Genomic DNA, 19818 nt, shown 5'->3' with positions numbered 1-19818 from the left:
GCCATGGGCCGTCCCCCCCCCGTTCCCCCCGGGCGCGTCCGGCTAGGACTCGCCGTGCTGTTGCTGTTGCTGTTGCTGCTGCTTCTTCGCCGCCTCGGCGATCTGCCGCTTGGCGGCGGTCGCGTAGATGTCCACGTACTCCTGGCCGGAGAGCTTCATGATCTCGTACATCACCTCGTCGGTGACCGAGCGCAGGATGAAGCGGTCGTGCTCCATGCCCATGTAGCGGCTGAAGTCCAGCGGCTTGCCGATCCGGATGCCGGGGCGCATCAGCTTGGGCATGACCTGGCCGGGCGGCTGGATCTTCTCCGTGTCGATCATGGCGACCGGGATCACGGGCGCGCCGGTGGCGAGCGCGATGCGGGCCAGGCCGCCGGGCTTGCCGCGGTAGAGGCGGCCGTCGGGCGAGCGGGTGCCCTCGGGGTAGATGCCGAAGAGCTCGCCGGCCTCGATGACCTTTATCCCGCTGTTGATCGCGGCCTCGCCGGCGCCGCGCGCGCCGGAGCGGTCCACGGGGAGCTGGCCGACGCCCTTGAAGAAGGCGGCGGTGAGCTTGCCCTTGATGCCGGGCGTGGTGAAGTACTCGGCCTTGGCGATGAAGGTGACCTTGCGGTCGAGCACGGCCGGCAGGAAGAAGGAGTCCGAGAAGGACAGGTGGTTGCTCGCCAGGATCGCCGCTCCCTGCTTGGGGATGTGCTCCATCCCCTCCACCCACGGCCGGAACGCGGCCCGCAGGGGATGCCCGATGGCGATCTTCATCACGCCGTACAACAACCGATGACCTCCTGTGTCTGACGGGAAGACCTTAACGCCAGATCCGCCGGTGCTCTCCCCCGGTGTCGGCCGTCCGCGTACTGTGAGGTATCGCTTTTCGCGCATTCCACCGAACAGGAGACGCACGGTGCCGCTGATGCCCGGAGCCGAGCCCTACCGCCACGACGGCGGCAAGGTCGGCGTCCTGTTGTGCCACGGATTCACCGGCACACCGCAGTCCATGCGGCCGTGGGCCGAGTACCTGGCCGAGCGGGGCCTGACCGTGTCCGTACCGCTGCTGCCGGGGCACGGCACGCGCTGGCAGGACATGCAGCTGACCGGCTGGGAGGACTGGTACGCGGAGGTGGACCGGGAATTCCGCGCGCTGTCCGAGCGCTGTGACCGCGTGTTTGTCTTCGGAATGTCGATGGGCGGGGCCCTGACCCTGCGGCTGGCCGCGCAGCACGGCGCCGCGGTCAGTGGCATCGCCCTGGTCAACCCCTCGGTCAAGGCCGACAGCCATCAGCTGAAGGTCGTCCCCCTCTTGCGCCACTTCGTCCCCACCGTGCCGGGCATCGCGAGCGACATCGCGAAGGAGGGCTCGCAGGAGGTCGGCTACGACCGCACCCCGCTGCGGGCGGTGCACTCGCTGAGCCGTTTCTGGACGCTGGTACGCCATGAGCTGCCGCAGGTGACGCAGCCGCTCCTGCTGCTGCACAGCCGGGTCGACCACGTGGTGCACCCGTCGAACTCGGCGGTCGTGCTGAGCCGGGTGTCGTCGACGGACGTCACGGAGACGGTGCTGGAGCGCAGTTACCACGTCGCGACGCTGGACCACGACGCGGAGACGGTCTTCGAGGAGTCGTACGCGTTCGTCGAGCGGCTGTCGGGTGCGGGAGAGCGGGCGGAGAAGGAGGACGCGGCCAGTGGCTGAGCCCGAGGAGGAGCGTCGCCAGGTGCCGGAGGGCGGCGAGCCGGAGCGCGCGCCGCTGGACGAGGAGTCGGCGTGGGCCGAGATCGTCGCGGCGTACGAGAAGGACCCCGAGCCCGGGACGGGTTCCTGGCCCGAGGCCGAGGACGTCCCGGCGGCGGAGCGGGACGGCGAGGGCGGGGCCGACGGCGAGCGTGACGGGAGCGAGGGCACGGCGGACCCGTCCGCGCTGCCCGCGGCGCCGGACGCGACGCGTATCGTCATCCACCCCGTGCTGTCCGGTCCCCGTGACTACGCACTCGACGAGGACGCGGACGAGGGGCACTACGAGCCGCCGGAGCCGCCGCCGCTGCCGGAGGCGGACGTGACGACGAAGTTCGCGTGGCTGGCCGCCGTGGGCGGCCCGCTGCTGATCTTCGGCTTCGTGCTCTTCCAGGAGCCGATGCCGTGGTGGGCGCTCACCGTCGGCGTCGGCGGCTTCCTCGGCGGCTTCGCCACCCTGGTGACGCGCATGCGTCCGGGCGGCGACGAGGACGACGACCTGCCGGGCGGCGGCGCCGTGGTCTGACCGGCGCCGCCGTCAGGCGGACGCGGGCACCTTGAGGGCGGCCAGGACCGGGAGGTGGTCCGTGGCCGCCCTCAGGTCGTACGGGGTGATGCCGGGCAGGCCGTGCGGGACCCCGCAGCCGAGGACCTCGATGCCGGGGGTCGTGAAGATCGCGTCGATCCGCTGGTGCGGGTCGTACGGGGTGGAGGTGTACTCGCCGCCCCAGGGCCGGGCCATCCAGGCGTCCTGGAGGTCGTCGGCGAGCCGGCGGAAGGTGTGGCCGTGGGGGCGGTCGTTGAGGTCGCCGCCGACCACCGCGTACGGCTCGCCCATGGCGGCGAGCCGGTCCAGCAGCATGCCGCCCTGGTCGTAGCGCTCGCGGGCCTGCAGCGAGAGGTGGCAGCTGACGACGGACAGGCGGGCGCCGCCGACGCGCACGACGGCGGTGGCGAAGCCGCGCCGGTGCAGGCCGGGTGTACGGGGCAGCAGGACGTCCTCGGCGCGTTCCACGTGCACCCGCAGGGACGACAGCACGAGGGGGCCGGTGGCGGTGGCCCCGCCGGTGACGGCGACCAGGCCGCAGGCGCGGGCGAGGCGGGCGACGGCCTTGCGCCAGCGGAAGAAGCGGGGTGCCTCCTGGATCAGCGCGAGGTCGGGGTCGCAGGCGCGGATCACCCGGGCGAGGGCGGCGGTGTCGTCCCGCATGGAGCGGATGTTGTAGCTCAGCACGCGGACGACGGCGGAGCCGTCCGGCTCGGTACGGGACGCCGGCAGCTCCGGCAGCGGGCCCTCGCTCACGGGCTCACTGTAGCGGCGGCGCAGTCACGCGGGGGCGGCGCGTGCCCGGCCGGGAAGCCGGGTGCCCCCGTCACTCCTGTAGCGGGAGTGACGGGGGCACCGGTGCCGGGCGGGTGACCGCCGGGACTAGCCCTGGCGGGCGAGGTCGGCCGCGCCGACGAGGCCGGCCTTGCCGCCGAGCTGGGCGGCGAGTACCTGGGCGTGCGGCCGGTACTGGCCGCCGACCAGCCAGCGGCGGAAGGACTTGCGGATGGGCTCGAGGACGAGTTCGCCCTCGTCGGAGACACCGCCGCCGACGATGAAGGCGGAGGGGTCGAAGAGCGAGGCCAGGTCGGCGAGCCCGGCGCCGGCCCAGCGGGCCAGCTCGCGGAAGGAGTCGATCGCGACCTTGTCGCCCTCACGTGCGGCCCGGCTGATGTGCTGGCCCTGGATGCCCTCGGGCGTGCCGTCGCCGAGCGACAGCAGCAGGGTGGCGTTCTCCGGCTGGGCGACGGCCCGCTGCTTGGCGTAGCGCACCAGTGCCCGGCCGGAGGCGTACTGCTCCCAGCAGCCCTGGCTGCCGCAGCCGCACAGCAGACCGTCCGGCACCATGCGGATGTGCCCGAACTCGCCGGCCACGCCGAAGCGGCCGCGGCGCAGCTTGTTGCCGATGATGATGCCGCCGCCGAGCCCGGTGCCGAGGGTGATGCAGATGACGTCGTCGTGGCCCGCGCCGGCACCGAAGCGGTACTCGCCCCAGGCGGCGGCGTTGGCGTCGTTCTCGACGACCACGGGCAGGCCGACGCGCTGCTCGACCTTGTCCTTCAGCGGCTCGTGGCGCCAGCGGATGTTGGGCGCGAAGAGCACGGTGGCGCGCTTGTCGTCGACGTAGCCGGCGGCACCGATGCCGACGGCCTCGACCGTGTGGCCGACACTGACGTCGTGCACCGCGCTCGCGATGGCGTCGACGACGCCCTCGGAGGTCTGCGGGGTCGGCACCTTGACGATTTCGAGAATCGAGCCTTCCTCGTCGACCACGCCGGCCGCGATCTTCGTGCCGCCGATGTCGACGCCGATGGTGAGTCCCATGTATCCCTCAGTATTCGGTCGAGCCCCGCTGCGTCCCACCGTACCGGAGGGCGACCCGCGCCCTGTTCGGGCCCGATGCTCGTCCCGGGTCCGCGTCGCGCCGTTCAGTCCAGGTCGATGCGTTCGCTGGGCGGCGTGTCCCCGCCGGAGGTCCAGCGTCGTTCCTGTCCGCTCACCACCGCGCGGTAGGCGGCCAGGAGTTCGGCGCCCGCGGCGGCGAGGTGGTCGAAGACCTCGGGGTTGCGCTCGACGATCGGCTCCACCGCCTGCTTGACCTGCGAGATCAGTCCCTGCGCCGCCATCTCGGCGGCGGGGCTGCGGAGCATCGACAAGCGGTCGGTGACCGCTTCCGCGAGACGCCGCAGCTCCTCGCCGGCACTGCCGGGGGTCTGTCCGCTCTGCTGCCGTCGGCGGGCGTTCTCCGCGGCGGTGTCCTCCGCGCTCGCCTTGGCCCAGGCGTCGGAATCGGTGTCGGGGCGGCCCGCGCGGTCCGTGGATTCGCTCATGGTGGCTCCGTAAGGCTCCGGGCTTGGTACCCACGACGGTACCCGAACGAGGGCGGCGCTTTCAGCGCTCAGCGGGGCCAAAGACCGGGATCCGGGGCGAACCGGACCTGCAGCGCACCGTCGCGGAGCGCCGCACCGGCCACGGTGCAGCGGCGCAGCGCGGAGGGCAGCGGGAGGATGCGGCGGTATCCCTCGGCGTCGACGACGAGTTCGTCGCCGCGGCGTACGAGGTCGACGGTGTCGCGTGTCGCGCCCGGCAGCGGCAGCCGCCAGAGGAAGTGGCCCTCGGCGGCGAGCCGGTCCTCGGTGGTCCACGGCGGCGCCGCGGGGCCCTCGGGCGCGTCGGCGGGCGGCTGCGCGGCGAGCCGGGCGAGGTCCTCGGCGCCGTGTGGTTCCCGGCCGAGGTGGGGCATTTCGTGGAGGGCGGTGGGCGTGCCGGCGAGTTCCGCGCGCAGGGCGCGCACTTCCTTGCGCCGGTGGGCGGCCAGTTCGGTCAGCCAGGGGTCCGGGGACTCGGCGGGCAGCATCCGGTTGGCGACCACGGCCTCCAGGCGGTGGCCGTACAGGGCCAGTCCGGTGCGGGCCCGGCGCACGGCGTCGGCGGCGTGCGTGCCGGCGGCCACCACGAGCCGTACGGTCGTGGCGGCGTCCTCGATCACGGCCTGGGCGCCGGCCAGTTCCCGGTCGGCGCGGGCGGCGGCCTCGTAGGCCCAGGCTCCGGGCGCGGGCACACCGGCGAGCTGGGCGAGGACGGGGCGCAGGGCGCGGGCGGCCTGCCGTTCCCGGGGGACCAGCCGTGCGATGTAGCGGCGCAGTTGCGCGGGCAGCGCGAGTGCGGCGAGGGCGTCGTGGACCGGCGGGAGGTCGACGACCACCAGGTCCCAGCCGCCGGCGGTGTCCCGCAGGGCGCGCAGCAGCGCGAAGGCGTCGGCGCCGGGGAGTTCGGTCAGTTCCTCGGGGTCCAGCGGGGCCGCGCCGAGCAGGTCGAGCAGGGAGCCCAGGCGTTGCTGGACGGCTCCGGCGTCGGCCCGGAAGGCGGCGGCCGCGTCGACGCGCGCGGCCCACAGACCCGGTACGGACCCGACCGGTGCGATGGGCAGGGGCGCCGTCCCGTCCTGCTGCGGACCGCGGCCGTCCCCGGCCGGGGGCGGCACCGGGCCCAGGACCCCGTCGAGGGAGGCGTCGCGGTCGGTGGAGAGCAGCAGCACACGCCGCCCGGGCGTGCTCGCGGCCACGGCCGTGGCGGCGGCGACCGTCGTACGCCCGGCGCCGCCCGTGCCGGTGACCAGGAGCGTGCGCACGTCAGCCCTGGGACTCGACGCGCTTCTTCAGGCCGGCGAGAGCACGGTCGATGATGACCTTCTCGGCCTTGCGCTTGATCATGCCGAGCATGGGGATCTTGACGTCGACGGTCAGCTGGTAGGTGACCTCGGTGCGCTTGCCGTCCTCCAGCGGGGCCAGGATGTAGGCGCCGTCCAGGGTGCGCAGCATCTGGGACTTGACCAGGGTCCAGCGGACCTCGTGGTCGCCGACCCAGGTGTAGGCGAGGGTGTGGTCGTCCTTGATGGCGCCCGCGTCCAGGAGGAGCCTGACCTGCTCGGCACGGCCGTCGCCGCCGGCGGAGAGGATCTCGGCCTCCTTCACCTCGCCGGTCCACTCCGGGTACCGGGCGAAGTCCGCGATGACGCCCATCACATCGGCCGGGGCCGCGTCGATGGTGATGCTCGACCTGGTGTGTTCCGCCATCGCCGTGGCCCCTCCGGGACGTCGCGTCGTACCTGCTGTTGTATGTCTGCTGGTGAAGGCTACCGCCTGGTCGGGCGGCCGGAGACCGCCGGGGCGGTCACCATTGCAGTGCCCAGGGCGTCCGGGTGGAGTTGAAGTGGCCGACGTTGACGCATTCGGTCCTGCCCAGGCGCATCCGCGGCACGAGCGGCTGGTGGACGTGGCCGAAGAGCGCGTAGCGGGGGCGCACCCGGCGGATCGCGTCGAGCAGTGCCTCGCTGCCGCGTTCGAGGCGCCGGGCGACGGTGTCGTAGCAGAGCTCGGGGACGGCGGGCGGGATGTGCGAGCACAGCACGTCGACCTCGCCGAGGGCGGCCACCTTGGCGGCGTACGTCTCGTCGTCGATCTCGTACGGGGTGCGGTAAGGGGTGCGCAGCCCGCCGCCGACGAAGCCGAAGACCAGGCCGCCGATCTCGGTGGTGGTGCCGTCGAGCACCGTGGTGCCGGACCGGGCGTACTCCGGCCAGAGCGCGGGGATGTCGACGTTGCCGTAGGTGGCGTACGTCGGGGTGGGGAACGCGGCGAACAGCTCGGCGTACTGGCGGCGCACGGCGGCCTCGATGGCGGTGCGCCGGTCGGTGCCGAGCCCCGCCCACAGTTCGCGGTCGAGGGCGCGGGCCTCGTCCCAGCGCAGGGCGGTGCGCAGCCCGACCATGCGGGAGGCGTTCTCGGCCCCGAAGAGGTCGGGGAAGATGCCCCGCGAGTGGTCGGCGTAGTCGAGGAAGAGGATCAGGTCGCCGAGGCAGATCAGCGCGTCGGCGCCCTCACCGGCCTCGGCGAGGGCCTCGGAGGCGCCGTGGACGTCACTGACGACATGGACCCGCATGACGATCACTGTAGGACGCGCCGGGCGGGGTTGGGGAGGGCACACCGGGGCTGCGGTTACCTGCGGGTCACCGGGGGCCTCGACTAGGCTTCCGACCAGTGGATCCGCACGGTTTCGCGGCGGGCCTGCGGCGTGTGACGACGATGTGACACACAAAACATCTACACGGCACCCCCTACCGCTGAAGCTTTACCGGTGGGTAACGTCCAGGCCGTCCGTTCCACGCTCAACCATGCAGTGGACGCAGCCAGCACCGCCGCCGGCGCCGATGAGGAGCAGCAGTTTTGCGCGAGTTCAGCCTTCCGGCTCTCTACGAGGTCCCCGCGGACGGCAATCTGACGGATCTCATCCGCCGCAACGCCGCTCAGCACCCGGACGTTGCCGTCATCGCCCGGAGGACCGCGGCCGGTGACTGGGCCGACGTCACCTCGACCGCCTTCCTCGCCGAGGTACGCGCCGCCGCCAAGGGCCTGATCGCCTCGGGCGTGCAGCCCGGCGACCGGGTGGCCCTGATCTCCCGCACCCGCTACGAGTGGACGCTGTTCGACTTCGCCATCTGGAGCGCGGGCGCGGTCACCGTCCCGGTCTACGAGACCTCCTCCGCCGAGCAGATCGAGTGGATCCTCGGCGACTCCGGCGCCGTCGCGGCCGTGGTGGAGACCGAGGCCCACGAGAAGTCCGTGGAGTCGGTGCGCGACCGCCTGCCGCAGCTGAAGCACGTGTGGCGGATCGAGGCGGGTGCGGTGGAGACCCTCGGCGCGGCCGGCACGGACGTCGCCGAGGCGACCGTGGACGAGCGCAGCGCCTGGGCCAAGGCCGACTCCCCGGCCACCATCGTGTACACCTCCGGCACCACCGGGCGCCCCAAGGGCTGCGTGCTCACGCACCGCGCGTTCTTCGCCGAGTGCGGCAACGTCGTGGAGCGACTGAAGCCGCTCTTCCGCACCGGGGACTCCTCGATCCTGCTCTTCCTGCCGCTCGCGCACGTCTTCGGCCGGCTGGTCGAGGTCGCCGCCATCATGGCGCCGATCAAGCTCGGGCACGTCAGCGACACCAAGAACCTCACCGGCGAACTGGCCGCCTTCCGCCCGACGCTGCTGCTGGGCGTGCCGAGGGTCTTCGAGAAGGTCTACAACTCCGCGCGCGCCCAGGCGCAGGCCGGCGGCAAGGGGAAGGTCTTCGACAAGGCCACCGACGTGGCGATCGAGTACAGCCGCGCGCTGGACTCGGCCGGCGGTCCCTCGCTCGGCCTGAAGTTCAAGCACAAGGTCTTCGACCGGCTGGTCTACAGCAAGCTGCGCGCCGTGCTCGGCGGCCGCGCCGAGTACTCGATCTCCGGCGGGGCCCCGCTGGGCGAGCGGCTGGGCCACTTCTACCGCGGCATCGGCTTCACGGTGCTGGAGGGCTACGGCCTGACCGAGTCCTGTGCGGCCACCGCCTTCAACCCCTGGGACCGCACCAAGATCGGCACCGTCGGCCAGCCGCTGCCGGGCTCCACGGTCCGCATCGCCGACGACGGCGAGGTCCTGCTCCACGGCGAGCACCTGTTCGCGGGCTACTGGAACAACGAGGCGGCCACCGCCGAGGCCGTCACCGACGGCTGGTTCCACACCGGCGACGTCGGGACGCTGGACGAGGACGGCTACATCACCATCACCGGCCGCAAGAAGGAGATCATCGTCACCGCGGGCGGCAAGAACGTCGCCCCGGCCGTGATCGAGGACCGCATCCGCGCCCACGCGCTGGTCGCCGAGTGCATGGTGGTCGGCGACGGCATGCCCTTCATCGGCGCGCTGGTCACCCTGGACGAGGAGTTCCTGCCCCGCTGGGCCCAGCAGCACGGCAAGTCCGGCCGCACCGTCGCGGAGCTGCGCGAGGACGCGGAGCTGCTGGCCGAGGTGCAGTCGGCGATCGACGACGGCAACGCCGCGGTGTCCAAGGCGGAGGCGGTCAAGAAGTTCCGTGTCCTGGCGACGCAGTTCACCGAGGAGTCCGGTCACGTGACGCCCTCGCTGAAGCTGAAGCGCAACGTGGTGCTGCGGGACTTCGCGGACGAGATCGCCGCGATCTACGGCAGGTGAGCCCGCGCTGACGGGCCCTCACCCACGTCGCCGGTGGCCGCCGTACGCCTCGGGCGTACGGCGGCCACCGGCGTTCCTAGGTGATGCCGTCCTGGGCCAGGACCCTGGCCATGGTGCGCTCGGCCAGGGCGGTGATGGTGACGAACGGGTTGACCCCGATGGAGCCGGGGACGAGCGAGCCGTCGACGACGTACAGACCGTCGTAGCCGTTCGCGCGGCCGTAGGCGTCGGTGGCGCTGCCGAGGACGCAGCCGCCGAGCGGGTGGTAGCAGAAGTCGTCGGCGAAGACCCGGTTGCCGCCGAACAGGTCGTAGCGGTAGATGGTGGCGTTGGCCCGGTTGACGCGGTCGAAGAGGGTCTTCGCGGCGGCGACCGAGGGCTGGTTCTGGGAGCGGGTCCAGTTCAGCACGGCCGCGTCGGTGGCCGGGTCGTAGACGAAGGTGCCCCGCTCGGGGTTCTTGGTGATCGCGAGGTAGAGGCTGATCCACGTCTCCAGGCCGATGGGGAGCGGGGCGATCTCGGCGAAGACCGGGTTGGCGGCGTTGTTCCAGTCGTTGATGCCCATCACGGGGATGGTCGACTGGTGGGCGCCGGTGGGGTTCCACAGGTGGTTGGCGCGGCCGAGCATGATGTTGCCGTTGCCCGCCCAGCCCTTGCCGACGGCCGGGCTGAGGTCGGGCAGGGCGCCCGTCTCCCGGGCGCGCAGCAGCAGTTCGGTGGTGCCGAGACTGCCCGCGGCGAGGAACAGGGCGCGGCAGCCGACCTCGCGGGTGGCGACGACGGCGCCGGTGAGGTCGGTCTGCGCCACCGTGAGCACGTAGGTGCCGTCGGGGTTGCGGCGGACCGCCTTCACGTGGCTGAGCGTCTCGATGGTGACGTTGCCGGTGCCGAGCGCGGCGGCGAGGTAGGTCCGGTCGAGGCTGCGCTTGCCGAAGTTGTTGCCGTAGATGACCTCCTGGGCCAGGGCCGACTTGGTGGCGGTGCCCGCGGCCTCGCGCTGCATGTGGCCGAAGTCGTAGACGTTGGGCACGAAGGTGGTGGCGAGCCCGGCCCGGGCGGCCTGGGCGCGGGAGACGCGGGTGAACTGGTACCACTCGGTGCCCTCGAACCAGTCGGGCGCGACGGTGTTGACGCCGAGCATGCGGTTGGCCAGGGGGAACCACGTGCCGTACATGGCGTCCGGGTCGACCTGCGGGAGGACCTCCCGGAAGTAGGCGCGGTCCGGTGTGACGGCCATGCCGCCGTTGACGAGGGAGCCGCCGCCGACGCCGCGGCCGACGTAGACGGACATGCCGGGGTGGTCGACGCGGTCCAGGACGCCGGGGTACGGGGTGATGTCCTTGTTGACCACGTCGAGCCAGAGGAAGGTGGCCAGGGGCGCCGCGGTGCGGGTGCGGAACCACATGGAGCGCCGGTCCGGCGAGGCGGTGTTGCAGAAGACCTTGCCGTCGGAGGCCGGCGTGTCCCACGCCCGCCCCATCTCCAGTACGAGGGTGCTCACGCCCGCCTCGGCCAGGCGTAACGCCGCGACCGCCCCTCCGTAGCCGGAGCCGACGACGACCGCCGGTGCGTAGCCGGCGGGCTGCCGGTCCGCCGCGGCGGCCGGGGAGAGCCCGATGCGGGTGAGACCCATCACGGATGCCGTCTGCAGGGCGGCCATGCCCAGAATCTGACGGCGCGTCAGGTTTGCTGTCATGGGCGCATCATGGGCGGAACGGCGGATTCCGCCCATACCGCGCGCTCATGGTCTTTTACAAGACGGCCTTGAGTCGCTCCGCGAGCAGATCCCACCGCCAGGCGTCCTCGACCCACTTGCGTCCGCGCTCGCCCATCCGGCGCCGCAGTTCCGCGTCGCCCAGCAGAGCCAGGATCCGCTCGGCGGCCTCCGCGGGCTCCCCGCCGCGCACCACCCAGCCGGTCTCGCCGTCCAGCACCGCGTCCGGCGCCCCGCCGGAGTCGCCCGCGACGACCGGCAGGCCGGTGGCCGAGGCCTCCAGGTAGACGATGCCGAGCCCCTCGACGTCCAGCCCGCCGCGGCGCGTGCGGCACGGCATGGCGAAGACGTCACCCGCGCCGAAGTGCGCGGGCAGCTCCTGCCAGGGCACGGCCCCGGTGAACCGCACGGACTCCGCCACCCCGGTCCGCTCGGCGAGCCGCTTCAGGTCCTCCGCGTACGGGCCGCCGCCCACGACGAGCAGGACGGCGTCGGGCTGGGCGGCCAGGATCAGCGGCATCGCCTCGATGAGGGTGTCCTGGCCCTTGCGCGGCACCAGGCGGGAGACGCAGACGACCACCGGCCGGTCGGTGAGCCCCAGCCGGGCGCGCACCGCCTCGCCGCCGGAGGCCGGGTGGAAGGTCTTCTCGTCCACGCCCGGCGGCAGTTGCACCATGCGCCCGGCGGCCTCCGGCGTCAGCGCCCGGGCGATCCGGGACCGGGTGTACTCGCCCAGGTAGGTGATCGTGTCGGTGCCCTCGCCGATCCGCCGCAGCAGCCCGCGGCTGGCGGGCAACTGCGCCCACCCCGCCTCGTGCCCGTGGGTCGTCGCCACCAGCCGGCGGGCCCCGGCCTTCCGCAGCGCGGGCGCCATCAGCCCGAGCGGGGCCGCCGCCCCGAACCACACCGAGGTGCAGCCGTGCTCGCGCAGGAGCGCGGCGGCGCGCCGGGTCACCCTCGGGGTCGGCAGCAACATCGTCGTACGATCACGTACGACCGGGAAGGGCTGCTCGGCGTCGAACGCGGCGACCTCGGAGCCGTCCCGCCAGGTCGACGCGTACACCACCACCCGGCCGGGATCGAGGCGCAGCGCCATGCTGTGCACGAACGCCTGGATGCCACCGGGGCGTGGCGGGAAGTCGTTGGTGACGATCAAGGTCTTGTCCATACGTCGCCGAGGGTATCCGGTGCGGTCCGCGGCAACCGACCGCGGTCCCCCGCGCGTCTAAGCTCCACAGCCTGTCCACGGGTGAGACCGGCATCGTGCATCATCACAGCAGAACCGATTCGACGAGGTGGACATGGCAGGCGACAGCGGCAAGCGGCTCCCGGTCGGGCCGGTCCTCGCCTGGGCGGCCACCCGGGTCGTGCTGCTGCTCTACGTCTTCAAGGTGCTCACCCTGTCCCCGCTGGACGTGACCACCGACGTCTCGGTGATCTACCACGGCTGGTACGAGGTCCTGCGGACCGGCACCTTCCCCCACCACGACGTCACCTGGCAGTACCCGCCCGCCGCCGCGCTCGCGGTGCTCGCCCCCGCGATGCTGCCGTTCCTCGACTACGCGACCGCGTTCTTCTGGCTCGCCTGCGCCGCCGACCTCGTCGCCTTCGCGCTGCTGCTGCGCGGTTCGCGCGGCGAGGGACGGCGGGTGGCCGGCGCCTACGTGTGGGTGCTGGGCGTGCCGCTGCTCGGGCCGACCGCGTACGCGCGCTACGACGTGATGGTCACCGCCGTCGCCGTGGCCGCGCTGCTGGCCACGGTGCGCCGCCCCAGGGTCGCGGGCGCGCTGATCGCGTTCGGCGCGATGCTCAAGGTCTGGCCGGTGCTGCTGCTCACCGGGGTCCGCGACCGCCGGATCTGGACGGCGGCCGTGGCCGGGGCGGGCGTCCTCGCCCTGGGCTTCTGGCTGTGGATGCCGGGTGCCTTCGCCTTCCTGCGCTTCCAGGGCGAGCGGGGCACCGAGGTGGAGTCCCTGGGCTCCCTGGTCTTCCACATCGCCCGGCACCACGGCTGGCAGGGGCAGGTCCTGCTCAACTACGGCTCGGTGGAGTTCCTCGGGCCCTACGTGGGCCTGGTCAGCGACCTCGCCCTCGGGCTGACCGCGGTGGCCTTCGCCTGGCTGCTGCTGTGGCGGCTGCGGACCCGGACGTACGGCCCGAGCACGCCCTTCGACGCCGCGTTCACCGCGGTGCTGCTGTTCACCACGACCAGCCGGGTGATCAGCCCCCAGTACATGATCTGGCTGATCGGCCTGGCGGCCGTCTGCCTCACGCTGCGGGCCAGCGTGATGGCGCTGCCCGCGGTGCTGGTGCTGGCGGCGACGGTGCTCACCCTGTACGAGTTCCCCGTGCGCTTCGCCGACGTCGTCGGCAGCACCGACCTCGGCATCGCCCTGCTGCTGCTCCGCAACGGACTGCTGGTCGCCGCCTCCGTCATCGCCTGCCGCCGGCTGTGGGTGGCCTCGGCGGGCCTGCCGGAGAGGGCGCGCAGGGCGCAGGCCACGTCTGTGCCCGAGCACGGCCAGGACGCCGAGAAGCTGCTGACCTGGTGAAGGCCGCCGTCACGGCCAGGCACTGCAAGCCCGCCGCGACGGCCAGCGCCACGCCGACGCCCACGAGCCCCAGCCCGGCCGGGCCCGCCAGCGCGTAGGCCAGCGGCAGCTGCACCGCCGTGCCCACCAGGGTCACCCGGACCAGCAGGGAGGCCCCGCCGCCGCCCTGGAAGACACCGCCCAGCGCGATGAGGCACCCCAGCAGCACCAGGTACGGGCCCAGGGTGCGCAGGAAGACCGTACCGGCCGCCGCCACGCCGGGCTCCGCGCCGAAGGCGGCCATGACCCACGGCGCGGCGGGCAGCAGCACGACCGCCGCGAGGAGTCCGAGCCCGCCGCCGAGCAGCAGGGCCCGGCGGCCGATCGCGTACCGCTCGTCGCGGCCGGCGCCCAGGTGGTACGCGGTGTGGATCGAGGCCGCCTGGCGCACGGCGTAGAAGCCCATCGTCGCCACGTACATCGCCTTGGTCGCGATCCCGTACGCCGCGACCTGGGTGACGCCCAGCCGGGCCACGATCGCCACCAGGGTCAGCGTGCCGGCCATCCGGACCAGGAAGTCCGCCGCCATCGGCGCCCCGGTCACGGCGGTACGGCGCAGCGCGGCCGCCACCGGTTCTGCGGGCGGCACCTGCGCGGCCTGCCGCACCAGGGGGTTGCGGCGCAGCAGCGCCAGCCCCGCGGCGAGGGCCACGGCCCGGCCCGCGACGGTGGCGACGGCCGCGCCCCGCACCCCGAGGGCGTGGATCAGGAACGGGTCGAGGAGCAGGATCAGCCCGCCCGCCAGCAGGGCGAGCCGCATCGGGGTGCGGGTGTCGCCGGCGCCCTTGAAGACCCCGTCCAGGGTGTTCTGGGCGTAGAACACCGCGGTGCCGGGGAGCGAGACCGCGAAGTACCCGGCCGCGAGGCGGACCGCCGCCGGGTCGCCGTGGGCACCGAGCAGCAGCGCCGCCAGCGGCTCCCGGCACAGGAAGCCGCCGACGGCCACGGCCGGGGTCAGCAGCGCGCACAGCGCCCACCCACCGCGGACCGCCGCCCTGACCGCCGCCGGGTCCCGCGCCCCGGCGGCCCGCGAGACCAGCACCGTCGTCCCCTGCGCGGCCATCAGCACCACCCCGAGCAGCACGTTCTCGGTGTTCGTCGCCACCGCCACGGCCGCGACGGCCGCTCCCCCACCGCCGAGCCGCGCCACCCACAGCACGTCGACGATCCCGGCGACGACGCCCGCGAGCAGTTCCAGGTAGACCGGGCCGGCCAGTGCGACCAGCCGGGCGCGGTGCGTCATGGGTCCCCTCCCGTCCGGTACCTCGATTCGAGATACCACGTTTAGAGGTATCATCATGGCACCACACGGGCAAGTGCGAACGCATGATCGAGAAAGGTGGCGAACGGTGCTGGAGCTGACGATCCTGGGCTTCCTGTTCAAGGAATCCCTGCACGGCTACGAGCTCAAGGAGCGCATCGCCGCACTCAACGGCCACGTCCGCCCGGTCAGCGACGGCGCGCTCTACCCGGCCATCAACCGGCTCACCGCCGCAGGCCTGATCAGCGAGCACACCGAGCCGGGCGTCGGCGCCGCACCGCGCCGCGTGCTCTCGCTCACCGACACCGGGCGCGCGCGGCTGCTCGCCCGGCTCCGCGACCCCAAGCCGATCGAGATCACCGACTCCACCCGCTTCTTCGCCGTGCTCGCCTTCCTGAGGCACCTGCCCGACGCGACGGCCCAGGCGGCCGTGCTGCGGCGCCGGCTGGAGTTCCTGGAAACCCCCTCCAGCTTCTTCTACGACCGCGGCAGGCCGGTGCGCGCCGAGGAGGCGGACGACCCCTTCCGCCAGGGCATGCTCCGCGTCGCCCGCGCCACGGGCCACGCGGAGCGCGAATGGCTCACGGAGGCCCTCGCGGACCTCACCGCCTGATCCCGGGCCGCCCGCGGACGCGCACGGTGCCCGCGGCCCGTACGACGAGCTGCGGCGGCGTCCCTCCTTGCCACCGGTGCGCGCCGAGGAGGCGGACGGCCCCCGCCGCCAGGACGTGCCCCGCGCCACGGCCCACACGGACCGCGAACGGCTCACGGAAGGCTCGCCCGGACCCCACCTGCCGGGCACAGACCGCGCCGGGCGCGAGGGTGGCGCGTTCGGCGCGGAGCGCCTGCGCCGTGCCGGGCGCTACCCCGTGGCGGAGGCGAACGCGCGGGCGGCGGCGATGCGCTGGACGGGGGTGGGGTGCGTGCCGAAGAGGACGTGCAGCAGGCGCGGAGGGTCGGGGTCGGAGACGTTGGTGACGGTGAGGCGGCGCTGCATGGCGATGAACCGCTCGGCGTCCCCGGTGAGTTCCAGCGCGTGCACGTCCGCCCGCCGTTCGACCCGCCGGCTCAGGGCGCAGCCGAACGGCCCGGCGCACGCCGACAGCACCGCGGCCACCGCGGCCAGCAGGAACAGCCCGCGGGGGTCACCGGTGCCGTACGAGGAGGCGGCCATGACCGCGGAGAGCACGCAGACCCCCGCCCCGGCGCCGACGGCGCCGAGCAGCGTGCCGCGCGGCACGTCGCGGTGCTTGACGTGGCCCAGTTCGTGGGCGACGACGAGTTCGACCTCCTCCGCCGGGGCCGTGCCGAGCAGCGTGTCGTAGGCGACGATCCGCCGGGTGCGACCGAAGCCGGAGACGTACGCGTTGAGCGCGGTCGTCCGCCGGGACGCGTCGGCGACGAGCACCGCCCGCACGGGGATCCCGTCGCGCTCGGCCAGGGCCAGCAGCGCGTCGCGCAGGGGCCCGTCCTCCATCGGCCGGAAGCGGTTGAAGAGCGGTTCCAGCACGACCGGGGCGAGCCAGGACAGCACGACGGCCGCGCAGACGGCGCCCAGGGCGGCCCAGGCCCAGCCGAGGCCGTAGTAGCCGTACAGCGCGGCCAGCACGAGCGGTACGGAGACGAGCAGCCCGCGCAGGACGTCGACGGCCCAGCCGCCCCAGCCCTGCGTGACGAGCCCGTAGCGGCACCGGACGACGCGGACCCGGGCGGAGAACGGCAGGGTGACCGCCTGCTGGAGCAGCACCAGCAGCAGGCCGCCGGCCGCCACGCGCAGGGCCCGGGCGTCGCCGAACAGCCCGGTGAGGGCGGCGCCCGCGGGGGTCAGCCCCAGTACGACCAGCAGCGCGAGCCCGGCGAGGCGGCCGCCGAGCAGGAAGGGCAGTTGCGCGCGGCGCAGCGCCCTGCCGCGCGCGGTCTCCTCCGGCGTGAAGTCCCCGTCCGTGGCGCTCATCCCAACTCCCCCTCGACGTAGGCCCGCCAGCGCTCGGTGAGGGTGTCCTCGTCGATGCCGAGCGTGCCGCGCAGATCCGCACCGGAACGGTACAGCGCGACCAGCCGGTCGGCGCCCCAGGTGTCGGCGATGAGCCGGCAGGCCAGCCAGGCGCCCTCGTACGCCTGGGCCTGCGCGGGCGCGCCGGGCGCGAAGTCGGCGTCCGCGGGGAGGTGCCCGGGCGGCCCCGAGGCCGTGACGTCCCGGCGCAGTTCGGGTGCCAGGCTCGCCGCCGTACGACCGGAGTCCCGGTAGGCGACCCAGTCGGCGAAGCCCTCGGAGAGCCACAGCGGGGTGCGGGAGGTGGTCGCGGCGCGCGTGGCGACGTGGGTGGTCTCGTGGGTGAGCACGACCTGGCGGCCGAAGGCCGACAGCCCCGCGAAGGCCTCGGGGTTGACGATGACGCGTCCGGCGGGCGCGGTCCCGCTGCCGCCGACCTCCCCGGTGGTGACGGCCGCGACGCCCGCGTACGTCTGCGCCGGGGCGTCCAGGAGCTGTCCCATCCGCCGCAGCGAGGACGGCACTTCCAGCACCACCCGCCCGGTCCAGCCCTGCCCGCCCCAGGCCCGCCGCACCTGCGGGACGGCCCGGTCCGCGTCGGTGGCGTACCCGGCCAGTTCGGTTCGGTCGCCGGTGCCGAGGACGAGGCTGTGGCTGCCGCGGACGACGTGCAGCGGGCCCTGTTCCCACAGCAGGCCGCCCGGGTCGCCGTCGCCGGCCACCCGCCAGCGTCCGGTGCCGTCCGCGCGCAGCAGCAGGGACTCGTCGGTGGTGACCGGGGTGCTGTCGTAGCCCCCCAGGCGGTAGCGCAGCTGGACGCGGACGGTCACCGGGTCCGCGCCCTCGGTGGAGACCAGCCGGTACGACCAGGAGGCGAGCGGGAGCTCCTCCAGGTTGCGGAAGACCTGGCGCTCGGCGGCGTGCCGGGCGGGCGTCACATCGGCCAGGTACGCCTTCTCGTCGTGCCCCAGGACCGCGTCGGCCCGCCGTTCCAGCAGCTGCCGGACGACCGGGTCCCCGGGCCCCCCGCGCTCCGCCGTCCCGTCGCCCGCGGGTCCGCAGCCCGCGAGCAGCACCGCCGCGCAGCACAGCGCGGCGGCCACGGCGCGGGTCGGCGAGCGGAAGAGGGCCACGCCGCCGATCGTACGGTCTGGGCGGGGGCGGTCACGTGGGCCGGGTCACCGCCGAGATCGGCAGCATGGCGACGGGGTCGTAGCGGACCCGGGCACCGGGGTAGGGGGCGTGGATGACCTGGCCGTCGCCGACGTACATGGCGACGTGACTGGCGTCGCCGCGGTAGATGACCAGGTCGCCGGGGCGGGCCTGGCCGAGCGGCACGTGGTGCCCGGCGTTCAGCTGGGCCTGGGAGGTGCGGGGCAGGCCCACGCCGGCCTGGCGGTACGCCCAGACCATCAGGCCGGAGCAGTCGAAGGAGCCGGGGCCGGTGGCACCCCACACGTAGGGGGCGCCGACGGCCGAGCGCGCGGCGGCGACGGCCGTCGCGGCACGTACGGACAGGGGGCCGAGGTCGGGGATGTCGACCATCCGGCCGGAACGGGAGGCACGGGCCTCCAGGCGGCGGGCGAGCCGGGCCCGGTCCTCCGGGGAGAGGGAGTTGACCAGGCGGGCGGCCGCCATCAGCTTGCGCTGCACGGCCTTCTTGCGGGCCGTGAGGCTGGTGCGGGCCCGCTCGAGTTCGCCGAGGCGTTCGGTGGCCCGGGAGCGCTCCTGGTCCAGGAACCGCTGGGCGGAGCGGAGTTCGCCCAGCCGCGCGTCGCCACGGCTGCTGATCCGGTCGAGGGTGGCGGCCCGGTCGAGGTAGGTCGCGGGGTCGGCGGAGAGCAGCAGGGCGAGGGTGGGGTCCACTCCCCCGCCGCGGTACTGGGCCCCGGCGAACGTACCGAGGTCGTCGCGGAGCCGGTTGACCCGCTCCTGGCCGCGCGCGGCCCGGTCCTGGAGCACCTCCACCTCGCGCCGGAGCCGCTGGGTGTTCTCACGGGCGGCGTTGAACTGCTCGGTGGCCCGTTCGGCCTGGGTGTAGAGGTGGTCGATGCGGGCCGCGACATCGACGGGGGTGTCCGCCGGGTCGGCGGCGGCCGTCTGCGCGGTGCCGGCCGCGCCCGCCATCGCGGCGGCGGCCGTGGCCGCCGCCGTCAGGACCGTGGCCCTGGAGGTACGCGGGGCCCGGCCGGGCTGCGGGATGCGTCGATGAGATGGCACGTCGGCTGACAGTAGTCAGCCGGACACGGGGAGTTCAAAGACCGGGTACCGCCGGGCGGCCGGGCGGGACTCCGCTTGCGCAGGTCACCGCCGGACCGTCACCGTACGAGATCACCCGATAGGTTCAACGGGCGTCGGCGCTTCCGGTCAGATCCGGACGCCGAACTGGAACGGCATGTTGTTGATGGACTCGTAGCGCACGACCGTGCCCGTGCGCGGCGCGTGCAGGACCATGCCGTTGCCCGCGTACAGGGCCACGTGGTGCTGGTCGCCGTAGAAGATGACGAGGTCGCCGGGCGCGAGCTGGCTCATCGACAGGCGCGTGCCCGCGTTGGCCTGGGACTGGGAGGTGCGCGGTATCGAGGCGCCGGCCTGGGCGTAGGCCCAGGAGGTGAGGCCGGAGCAGTCGAAGGAGCTCGGGCCGGTGGCGCCGTAGACGTACGGCGAACCGATCTTGCTCTGGGCGGCCGAGAGGGCGGCGGCGGCGAGCGAGGAGGCCGGCGGGACGTTGCCCAGGTCGACGCGCTCGTTGGAGCGGTTGGCCCGGTTCTCCGCGGCGGTGAGGGAAGCGCGCTGGGAGGCGGTCAGCGAGTTGAGGAGCTTCTGCGCCTCGGCGAGCTTCGCCTGGACTTCCTTCTTCTTCTTGCCCAGTTCGGTGCGGGTCTCGTCGAGCTCGTTGAGCTTGCTCGCGGCCTCCGCCTTCTGCTGGTTGAGGGTGCGCTTCTTCTCCGCGATCTGCTGGAG

19 protein-coding genes are annotated in these 19818 nt (G+C 73.7%); 5 read left to right on the top strand and 14 right to left on the bottom strand.

Annotated features, from left to right (window positions below):
* Window positions 1-42: 42 nt before the first annotated feature.
* Complete coding sequence (locus PV350_RS32120) at window positions 43-771, bottom strand: lysophospholipid acyltransferase family protein (protein WP_500337267.1); 729 nt, start codon at window positions 769-771, stop codon at window positions 43-45.
* 130 nt (window positions 772-901) lie between these two features.
* Between PV350_RS32120 and PV350_RS32115 the strand changes: the two genes are divergently transcribed.
* Together PV350_RS32115 and PV350_RS32110 are read left to right on the top strand one after the other, a co-directional pair.
* Window positions 902-1687 carry an alpha/beta hydrolase gene (locus PV350_RS32115; RefSeq protein WP_499511399.1) on the top strand — a complete coding sequence of 262 codons (786 nt, stop codon included), beginning with the start codon at window positions 902-904 and terminating at the stop codon, window positions 1685-1687.
* Window positions 1680-2252 carry a hypothetical protein gene (locus tag PV350_RS32110; RefSeq protein WP_499511400.1) on the top strand — a complete coding sequence of 191 codons (573 nt, stop codon included), beginning with the start codon at window positions 1680-1682 and terminating at the stop codon, window positions 2250-2252. The genes PV350_RS32115 and PV350_RS32110 overlap by 8 nt, the downstream gene beginning before the upstream one ends.
* A 12-nt stretch (window positions 2253-2264) precedes the next feature.
* Here PV350_RS32110 and PV350_RS32105 read toward each other — a convergent pair whose 3' ends face one another.
* The 6 genes from PV350_RS32105 to PV350_RS32080 all read right to left on the bottom strand — a co-directional run bounded on the left by PV350_RS32105 (window position 2265) and on the right by PV350_RS32080 (window position 7214).
* The gene (locus PV350_RS32105; protein WP_500337266.1) at window positions 2265-3029 is read right to left on the bottom strand and encodes an endonuclease/exonuclease/phosphatase family protein; all 765 of its coding nucleotides are present in this window, start codon (window positions 3027-3029) and stop codon (window positions 2265-2267) included.
* Window positions 3030-3155: 126 nt separating this feature from the next.
* Window positions 3156-4097 carry an ROK family glucokinase gene (locus PV350_RS32100; protein ID WP_499511402.1) on the bottom strand — a complete coding sequence of 314 codons (942 nt, stop codon included), beginning with the start codon at window positions 4095-4097 and terminating at the stop codon, window positions 3156-3158.
* Between the two features lie 104 nt (window positions 4098-4201).
* Window positions 4202-4603, bottom strand: coding sequence for a DUF5304 family protein (locus PV350_RS32095; RefSeq protein ID WP_499511403.1), 402 nt, complete (start codon window positions 4601-4603; stop codon window positions 4202-4204).
* Window positions 4604-4671: 68 nt separating this feature from the next.
* Complete coding sequence (locus PV350_RS32090; protein ID WP_500337265.1) at window positions 4672-5904, bottom strand: ArsA family ATPase; 1233 nt, start codon at window positions 5902-5904, stop codon at window positions 4672-4674.
* A 1-nt stretch (window position 5905) separates the two neighbouring features.
* The gene (locus tag PV350_RS32085) at window positions 5906-6349 is read right to left on the bottom strand and encodes an SRPBCC family protein (RefSeq protein ID WP_499511405.1); all 444 of its coding nucleotides are present in this window, start codon (window positions 6347-6349) and stop codon (window positions 5906-5908) included.
* 97 nt (window positions 6350-6446) lie between these two features.
* Window positions 6447-7214: a metallophosphoesterase family protein gene (locus PV350_RS32080; RefSeq protein WP_500337264.1), complete on the bottom strand. Its 768-nt coding sequence runs from the start codon at window positions 7212-7214 to the stop codon at window positions 6447-6449.
* A 284-nt stretch (window positions 7215-7498) separates the two neighbouring features.
* Here PV350_RS32080 and PV350_RS32075 point away from each other — a divergent pair, with 284 nt between their 5' ends.
* Entirely contained in the window at window positions 7499-9295 is a 1797-nt protein-coding gene (locus tag PV350_RS32075) for an AMP-dependent synthetase/ligase (RefSeq protein ID WP_499511407.1), read from the top strand.
* 76 nt (window positions 9296-9371) lie between these two features.
* On the opposite strand, the gene PV350_RS32070 is transcribed toward PV350_RS32075, so the two are convergent.
* Both PV350_RS32070 and PV350_RS32065 read right to left on the bottom strand, forming a co-directional pair.
* Window positions 9372-10991 carry a GMC oxidoreductase gene (locus PV350_RS32070; protein WP_500337263.1) on the bottom strand — a complete coding sequence of 540 codons (1620 nt, stop codon included), beginning with the start codon at window positions 10989-10991 and terminating at the stop codon, window positions 9372-9374.
* Between the two features lie 55 nt (window positions 10992-11046).
* Window positions 11047-12177: a glycosyltransferase family 4 protein gene (locus tag PV350_RS32065; protein ID WP_499511409.1), complete on the bottom strand. Its 1131-nt coding sequence runs from the start codon at window positions 12175-12177 to the stop codon at window positions 11047-11049.
* A gap of 133 nt (window positions 12178-12310) precedes the next feature.
* On the opposite strand from PV350_RS32065, the gene PV350_RS32060 reads away from it, so the two are divergent.
* On the top strand, window positions 12311-13561 hold the full coding sequence (locus PV350_RS32060; RefSeq protein WP_499511410.1) for a glycosyltransferase 87 family protein: 1251 nt from the start codon (window positions 12311-12313) through the stop codon (window positions 13559-13561).
* Here PV350_RS32060 and PV350_RS32055 read toward each other — a convergent pair.
* Window positions 13443-14843: an MATE family efflux transporter gene (locus tag PV350_RS32055; protein ID WP_499511411.1), complete on the bottom strand. Its 1401-nt coding sequence runs from the start codon at window positions 14841-14843 to the stop codon at window positions 13443-13445. The genes PV350_RS32060 and PV350_RS32055 overlap by 119 nt on opposite strands.
* Before the next feature lie 106 nt (window positions 14844-14949).
* On the opposite strand from PV350_RS32055, the gene PV350_RS32050 reads away from it, so the two are divergent.
* The gene (locus PV350_RS32050; RefSeq protein ID WP_499511412.1) at window positions 14950-15474 is read left to right on the top strand and encodes a PadR family transcriptional regulator; all 525 of its coding nucleotides are present in this window, start codon (window positions 14950-14952) and stop codon (window positions 15472-15474) included.
* 249 nt (window positions 15475-15723) lie between these two features.
* Here the strand turns inward: PV350_RS32050 and PV350_RS32045 are convergent, their stop codons facing one another.
* The 4 genes from PV350_RS32045 to PV350_RS32030 form a co-directional block, all read right to left on the bottom strand.
* Complete coding sequence (locus tag PV350_RS32045) at window positions 15724-16815, bottom strand: M48 family metallopeptidase (protein WP_499511413.1); 1092 nt, start codon at window positions 16813-16815, stop codon at window positions 15724-15726.
* Window positions 16812-17987 (bottom strand): hypothetical protein, encoded by a 1176-nt coding sequence (locus PV350_RS32040; protein ID WP_499511414.1) that lies wholly within the window; start codon window positions 17985-17987, stop codon window positions 16812-16814. Before PV350_RS32040 ends, PV350_RS32045 begins: the two co-directional genes overlap by 4 nt.
* Before the next feature lie 31 nt (window positions 17988-18018).
* Window positions 18019-19074: a C40 family peptidase gene (locus PV350_RS32035; protein ID WP_500337262.1), complete on the bottom strand. Its 1056-nt coding sequence runs from the start codon at window positions 19072-19074 to the stop codon at window positions 18019-18021.
* Between the two features lie 147 nt (window positions 19075-19221).
* On the bottom strand, window positions 19222-19818 hold a 597-nt coding region (locus PV350_RS32030; RefSeq protein ID WP_500337261.1), incomplete at its 5' end, for a C40 family peptidase.

The organism is Streptomyces sp. PA03-6a (assembly GCF_033792765.1).
Taxonomy (GTDB): domain Bacteria; phylum Actinomycetota; class Actinomycetes; order Streptomycetales; family Streptomycetaceae; genus Actinacidiphila.
The sequence above is the reverse complement of the archived record's forward strand: the minus strand, read 5'-3'. Positions and strand labels throughout refer to the sequence as shown.

Bases quoted from the DNA above. Each gene is read 5' to 3' on its own strand.
- PV350_RS32100 (WP_499511402.1), bottom strand. From the start codon at position 4,097: ATGGGACTCACCATCGGCGTCGACATCGGCGGCACGAAGATCGCGGCC.
- PV350_RS32095 (WP_499511403.1), bottom strand. From the start codon at position 4,603: ATGAGCGAATCCACGGACCGCGCGGGCCGCCCCGACACCGATTCCGAC.
- PV350_RS32085 (WP_499511405.1), bottom strand. From the start codon at position 6,349: ATGGCGGAACACACCAGGTCGAGCATCACCATCGACGCGGCCCCGGCC.
- PV350_RS32080 (WP_500337264.1), bottom strand. From the start codon at position 7,214: ATGCGGGTCCATGTCGTCAGTGACGTCCACGGCGCCTCCGAGGCCCTC.
- PV350_RS32070 (WP_500337263.1), bottom strand. From the start codon at position 10,991: ATGACAGCAAACCTGACGCGCCGTCAGATTCTGGGCATGGCCGCCCTG.
- PV350_RS32065 (WP_499511409.1), bottom strand. From the start codon at position 12,177: ATGGACAAGACCTTGATCGTCACCAACGACTTCCCGCCACGCCCCGGT.
- PV350_RS32060 (WP_499511410.1), top strand. From the start codon at position 12,311: ATGGCAGGCGACAGCGGCAAGCGGCTCCCGGTCGGGCCGGTCCTCGCC.
- PV350_RS32055 (WP_499511411.1), bottom strand. From the start codon at position 14,843: ATGACGCACCGCGCCCGGCTGGTCGCACTGGCCGGCCCGGTCTACCTG.
- PV350_RS32045 (WP_499511413.1), bottom strand. From the start codon at position 16,815: ATGAGCGCCACGGACGGGGACTTCACGCCGGAGGAGACCGCGCGCGGC.